Raw genomic sequence first — 6,000 nt, 5'->3', positions numbered from 1 at the left:
TCCAGTATTATCCCCTGATTCTGCTAGATATTCACCAAGATAAGTACCATCAGTAGTAGTGTAGCCCACTACTTTTCCAGTCTGCTTCATTATGTGAGCTAGCAAGCGTGTAGTAGTTGTCTTGCCGTTAGTACCAGTAATTGAAAATATTGGTATTCTGCCATTTTTAGACCCAGGGAACAGCATATCTATAACTGCTCCGGCAACATTTCTAGGTAAACCTCGACTAGGAGCGACGTGCATCCGGAAACCAGGAGCAGCGTTAACTTCTACTATGACCCCTTCTACTTCTCGCAAAGGTTTAGAGATATCTTCAGTAACTACATCTATACCTGCTATATCTAGACCTATAATCTTCGCAGCTCTGGAAAATAACCAGACATTTTCTGGATGTATTTCATCAGTACGGTCTACTGCTATACCTCCAGTACTGAGGTTAGCTGTTGCTCTTAAAAAGCAAATCTCTTCTTTTTTTGGTATTGAATCAATGCTATACCCTTGTCTTTCCAGAATCGCCAGAGCAGCTTTGTCCACTTTGATTCTAGTCAGAACGTTATCATGTCCATCCCCTCTTTGAGGATCTTTATTAGTTTCTTCAATCAGTTTTGCCACCGTGGACTTACCGTCTCCCACTACATGGGCAGGTACTCGTTCGGCCACAGCTACAACTCTACCATTGACTACCAATACTCGGTGGTCTTTGCCTGTGTAGTAACGTTCTACAATTACTGTTTTTGTTTTGGAAGCCTTGCTAGCTAAATCGTAAGCTTCTTCAGCCTCTTCCCAGTTTCTCACATCAATAGTAATGCCACGACCATGATTTCCATCTAGTGGCTTAATTACAATGGGATAGCCTCCGACATCTTCAATGGCGCCTTGAAGGTCTTCAAAGTAGCGAATAACTGTACCACGAGGTACTGGTATTCCAGAATCTTTGAGAATGGTTTTTGTACCTTCTTTATCACAAGCAAGTTCTACACCAAGAATCCCTGTTTGATTACTTAGAGTGGCCTGGATTCTTTTTTGATTTATACCATAGCCAAGCTGAATCATAAATCTGGCTCCTAGTTGAGTCCAGGGAATACCTCTGGCTTCTGCTTCTTTAACTATAGCTTCTGTGCTTGGCCCTAAAGATGCCTGATTTTTGAATTCCTTCAGGTCTTCTAAATCTTGCTGTAATTCGGTTGCAGGATATGTACCTGTCTCAACAATACTTTGGCAAAGTCTAACAGCTGCTCGTGCAGCATAGCGACCTGCTTGTTCATTTCCATATTCTACTACTACCTGAAATATTCCAGGAGTCGATGTTTCTCGTGTCCGACCAAAACCAACTGGCATTTGGGCAAGTTGTTGAAGTTCTAGGGCAACGTGTTCTATCACATGGCCCATTAGTGTCCCTTTTTCAACGCGACTGAGAAAACCGCCCCTGACTCCAGGGGAACAATGATGCTCTACAAGACTTGGTAGTACCTCGATTAACCCTTTGTAGAAGCCAGGAATATCGGATGTATATCTTTCGTACAGGTCTTCTAAGTCTAGACGCATAACCACCAGTTTATGGTGGCGGATGCTCCAGTAGTTTGGACCACGTAATGTCTGGAGTTTGAGGATTTTCATAGGAGGATTTGAAGGTGATGCTCAGATTCTACAGAAGCAATGGCAGTTTTATTTTTAATTTCAGCTCACACTGTGTGACATACTCCCACACGCTTGCTGGCGCTATAGTGTGGGCTTCTCGTTTCCCTGCCCCGGTGTCCCGTCGGGCAAGCGCGTGCTTTAAGGACGTCTGGGCCCTGTCGCCCTATTTTTGATATCTATCGCCGCATTTAAGTCGCGGTCTATTACTATGTCGCAATGTGGACAAGAATGAGTTCGTATGTTTAATTCTTTCTTGACTTTTTCACCACAATTTGAGCAATCTTGGCTAGTATTTTTGGGGTTTACTGCTATAGTCTTCTGTCCAGCATTTCCGGCTTTGACAGTTAAAATAGTTAGGAATTGTCCCCCAAATCGCATCATTAATTGATTTACTCAAATGAGTCTTTGCTAGCCCTTTAATGTTTAAGTTTTCGTATTGAATAACTTCAGCTTTCGATAACAATTCATTGGCTGTTTTGAAATGAAAGTCTTTACGTTTATCGGCAACCTTTTTATATTGTTTAGCTACAGCTTTAACAGCCTTTAACCACCTTTTGCTACCTTTTTTATTTCGAGATAAACGTTTTTGTAGAGTCTTTAATCGCTGCTGAGATTTTCGATATTTATGAGGTATGGGGACAGATTCTCCTTCACTTGTTACTAAGAGTTCCTTCAACCCCATATCAACTCCCAGAGTGTTTTTTAATGTAGGTTCAACTTTAGTTGTTAAAGCTGGAACTGATTTGTCTTCTAGGGATAAAGTCACATAATAACCATCTGCTTTACGACTGTCAGAAATTACATTAACTAATCAAGAGGCATAATTGTTTCAGATAGCCCTGGTTTCATGGTATGGGAATGGAGATCGTAGCTATCGCCGTGGCACATTATATGTACTCTTAAATTTGACATACTCAAAGGGTCTTCTACATCTACTCTTGTAGCATTTGTATATGACATTTTTGTAGTATCTATAATTGTGACTGTACCTTTACCTATTACTTGAATTTGACTATCTCCTTCAAATAATGCACAGGTATCTTCATCTATGCCTATACCTATTTTGTCCGGGTGGATAGCAATGGCGCTCAATAAACGGGCCATACGATTTCGATTATGAAAGTGTTGGTCTATAACTAAATCTGGCAATATGCCCAAGCCAGTTGTCAAATCAACTAAAGACTTATTGGGGGATGAGCCACTACCACCACTTGCTATCATCTGATGTCCCATCACTGCTGCTCCGGCACTTGTTCCAGCTAGAGCAATTTTTCCTTCTATAGCCCTACTTCTTATTTCGTCCATCAAAGGTGTATCAGCAAGTAAAGCACAAAGACGCAGTTGGTCTCCACCAGTCATAAATACTCCGGTACAATCTTCTAAGGATTCTAACCATCTTGGGTCTTCTCCCTGATACCTTTCCCGGATATCAAATATCTTGAGACCTACAGCACCCATACCTTCAAATACCTTACGGTATCTATCTCCTTGGGCTGCTGGTTCTCTAGAAGCAGAAGGGATCACTGCTAGTTTGGCATTTACTCCCCCTGCACGATTAAAAAAAGTTTGTAGAATCTCTTTTCCATGAACTTTATCTTCGGCCCCTCCGATGACCATAATAGTTGTTTTTGTGGGACGTAATATATCTAGTTCTGAAGCTTGAGACTCTAACTGTATCATTTTATTAGTCTTGGACAGCAGGTACACATTCAATTTCAATAATTTCAATAATCTGTTATAATACTAGACTATCTTATAACCTTGCAAGTCCCCAGCTAACTATTGAATTTTTCAACAAATCATTTGATTTAGTCAGAATCTAAATTTCAATTGGCTGGATTAACTTGTCAACTTCTGGCATAGTCTAAATAAAGATTAATCTCAACAATTTCTAAATTTTTTAAGACACTATAGTATACTTTTTAAGTTTTGTGCAATTTGATGTTATTACTCTGTTTCCAGACTTTTTTACAACACCACTAAGTTCAGGTTTGTTAGGGAAAGCCCTTGATAAAGATATTGCTAAGGTTAATTTAGTTAACCCTCGTGATTATACCACAGACAAGTATCATAAGGTTGATGATGAATCTTATGGTGGAGGAGTAGGAATGGTGTTAAAACCAGAACCTATATTTGCTGCTGTAGAGTCATTAACAACTAAACCGCGACGAGAAGTTATTCTTTTAACTCCTCAGGGAGAAACAATGTGTCAGCAGCTATTTAAGCAGTTGGCTATAGACTATGACCAGCTTATTTTAATTTGTGGTCATTATGAAGGTATTGATGAAAGAGTACAACATATAGTTACTAGAGAAGTATCTCTAGGAGATTTTGTCCTTACAGGTGGAGAAATACCAGCTTTGGCTTTAATTAATGGTGTAGTGAGGTTACTTCCAGGAACAGTAGGCAAAGCTGAGTCACTAAAATATGAAAGTTTTGAATATGGGTTACTTGACTATCCTCATTACACTCGACCATCTAATTTTCGTGGTTGGAAAGTACCAGAAGTTTTGCTCTCTGGAAATCATGCTAAAATAGCAGAATGGCGTTATCAACAACAAATTCAAAGAACAAAATATCGTCGCCCAGATTTGATAAAAAATGATGATGATTCGATATAATAATGGTTTGAAAGCTGCTTTTTTATAAGTAGGCTTTGCTGAAAAAGTATTTTTACAGGAGGGGAAGTCAACCCACCCCTAACCCCTCCCTGGAGGAAGTCAACCCACCCTAACCCCTCCCTGGAGGGGAAGTCAGGAGTTAGAATTTTCAAGGTTTTTCATCACTCTTAACTATTATAAAAAATCTCACAAATCATTTATAATTGCTATAGTTAATACCTAAATAATTTCATCTATCAACCTATTTAATTAATACCAGAAATTTTGACGGAAAATCATAGTTAAATTTCATTATATAACTCAAGTAAATTGACTATTTTTTCACCCTTTTTTAACAACAGATAAATTATCTTGTTGATCGATAACTTTGACAACTCCATCATTTGTTAAATCTCTAATATATTCTAATAAATCATTCTTAAGTACTTCTGGCTCTACCTGCTCTTCCTCTAATAAATCCTCATAAGCCTCTTGAATCGACCCAGAACCTATTAAAGCAAATAACATTTTAGCCGCCATATCATCCAAAATAAAATCTTCACCTTCTTTTTGAGAGTTAACCAAAAAAATTTCTCCCTCATCTTCTGCTAAAAAAAAATTATCCGTTAATAGCACTTGTTGAGTTAATATAATCTTCACAACTTAACCTCTACCGACAATAAAATTAATAAAAAAGTAGTTTTGTACAGTCAAAATATACTATACAATAAACTTAATAACAAATTACTATTTAAGGTATAAGTTAAAAAAATGAATCTTCGCATAGGTAATGGCTACGACATCCATAAGTTAGGACCTGGAAGACCTCTAATACTTGGAGGAGTCAAAATTGACCATGAAATGGGATTAGTTGGTCATAGCGATGCGGATGTTCTGACCCATGCAATTATGGATGCAATGTTGGGCGCTCTCAGCTTGGGTGATATTGGCCATTTTTTCCCTCCAAGCGATCCACAATGGGCTGGAGCTGATAGTATAGAATTGTTGAATCGTGTCAATCATTTAGTTAAAGCTAGCTGCTGGCAAATTAGTAATATTGACTCAGTAGTAGTAGCAGAACGTCCTAAACTCAAACCACATATTAAAGAAATGCGATCGCGCCTCGCTGCTACTTTAGAACTAGAAGCAGATCAAGTCAGCATAAAAGCTACTACTAATGAAAAATTAGGTCCTGTAGGTCGAGAAGAAGGTATTGCTGCTTATGCTGTAGTTTTGCTAAATAAATATGAAGGCATTGATGGGACAAAAATCTAATACCAATTTTATGTGAGGCTGCATAGAATTAGTTGTTAGGTGGTAGGTTTTAGGTGGCGCGGTATTGGGTATTAGGTATTGGATAGCGCGGTGGCGCATAATTATGAAATTTATTAACAAGTCTTTCTTTAATGTACAGGCAACCCCTGGTTAAAATATTGTTCTATGCAACTTTATATTAATTTGGTATAAGACATTTGATGAGAAGAAAAACTGGTAGTACGTCAAGGAAGTGTGGGAAGTGTGGGAATTGTGGGAAGTGTGGGAAGTGTGGGAAGTGTGGGAAGACCCTCGAAAGTAGGAGGAATAATTGTACCTGTATCTTTTTGGGAAGTGTCTCTCACCCGTCCTAACTTTTTAGTCTTAAAGGCTGAAAAATTTGCACTTTTTTCGCTCCAAAAATGCGCTCAACCTTGATATATCAGTACTTTTAGATTATATAGGCCAGCCCTACTTACTTATCCCACACTTTACTGATGCACAACCG

The 6,000-nt window shown here is 38.6% G+C and carries 8 protein-coding genes; 3 read left to right on the top strand and 5 right to left on the bottom strand.

What is annotated here, in order from left to right:
* The 4 genes from cphA to SAGCYANO_RS02750 all read right to left on the bottom strand — a co-directional run.
* Positions 1–1,617 (bottom strand): cyanophycin synthetase (cphA, locus tag SAGCYANO_RS02765; RefSeq protein ID WP_202218680.1); only part of this gene is annotated, 1,617 nt, incomplete at its 3' end.
* Between the two features lie 159 nt (positions 1,618–1,776).
* Positions 1,777–2,016: a transposase gene (locus SAGCYANO_RS48970; protein WP_307785810.1), complete on the bottom strand. Its 240-nt coding sequence runs from the start codon at positions 2,014–2,016 to the stop codon at positions 1,777–1,779.
* Positions 1,925–2,404, bottom strand: coding sequence for a transposase (locus SAGCYANO_RS43880; RefSeq protein ID WP_307785808.1), 480 nt, complete (start codon positions 2,402–2,404; stop codon positions 1,925–1,927). Before SAGCYANO_RS43880 ends, SAGCYANO_RS48970 begins: the two co-directional genes overlap by 92 nt.
* 41 nt (positions 2,405–2,445) lie before the next feature.
* Positions 2,446–3,318, bottom strand: a complete 873-nt coding sequence (locus SAGCYANO_RS02750; protein WP_202218679.1) for a cyanophycinase — start codon at positions 3,316–3,318, stop codon at positions 2,446–2,448.
* A 251-nt stretch (positions 3,319–3,569) separates the two neighbouring features.
* Between SAGCYANO_RS02750 and trmD the strand changes: the two genes are divergently transcribed.
* Complete coding sequence (trmD, locus tag SAGCYANO_RS02745; RefSeq protein ID WP_202218678.1) at positions 3,570–4,259, top strand: tRNA (guanosine(37)-N1)-methyltransferase TrmD; 690 nt, start codon at positions 3,570–3,572, stop codon at positions 4,257–4,259.
* A 321-nt stretch (positions 4,260–4,580) separates the two neighbouring features.
* On the opposite strand, the gene SAGCYANO_RS02740 is transcribed toward trmD, so the two are convergent.
* Complete coding sequence (locus tag SAGCYANO_RS02740) at positions 4,581–4,898, bottom strand: PqqD family protein (protein ID WP_202218677.1); 318 nt, start codon at positions 4,896–4,898, stop codon at positions 4,581–4,583.
* A 111-nt stretch (positions 4,899–5,009) separates the two neighbouring features.
* On the opposite strand from SAGCYANO_RS02740, the gene ispF reads away from it, so the two are divergent.
* The gene (ispF, locus tag SAGCYANO_RS02735; protein ID WP_202218676.1) at positions 5,010–5,513 is read left to right on the top strand and encodes a 2-C-methyl-D-erythritol 2,4-cyclodiphosphate synthase; all 504 of its coding nucleotides are present in this window, start codon (positions 5,010–5,012) and stop codon (positions 5,511–5,513) included.
* Between the two features lie 234 nt (positions 5,514–5,747).
* Positions 5,748–5,930, top strand: a complete 183-nt coding sequence (locus SAGCYANO_RS02730; protein WP_202218675.1) for a hypothetical protein — start codon at positions 5,748–5,750, stop codon at positions 5,928–5,930.
* Positions 5,931–6,000 lie beyond the last annotated feature (70 nt).

The sequence above is a fragment of the Okeania sp. KiyG1 genome, from assembly GCF_014132355.1.
Classification (GTDB): Bacteria; Cyanobacteriota; Cyanobacteriia; order Cyanobacteriales; family Microcoleaceae; genus Okeania.
The sequence above is the reverse complement of the archived record's forward strand: the minus strand, read 5'-3'. Positions and strand labels throughout refer to the sequence as shown.

Excerpts from the sequence above, each read along its gene's own strand:
- SAGCYANO_RS48970 (WP_307785810.1), bottom strand. The coding sequence starts at position 2,016 with ATGCGATTTGGGGGACAATTCCTAACTATTTTAACTGTCAAAGCCGGA.
- SAGCYANO_RS02750 (WP_202218679.1), bottom strand. The coding sequence starts at position 3,318 with ATGATACAGTTAGAGTCTCAAGCTTCAGAACTAGATATATTACGTCCC.
- ispF (WP_202218676.1), top strand. The coding sequence starts at position 5,010 with ATGAATCTTCGCATAGGTAATGGCTACGACATCCATAAGTTAGGACCT.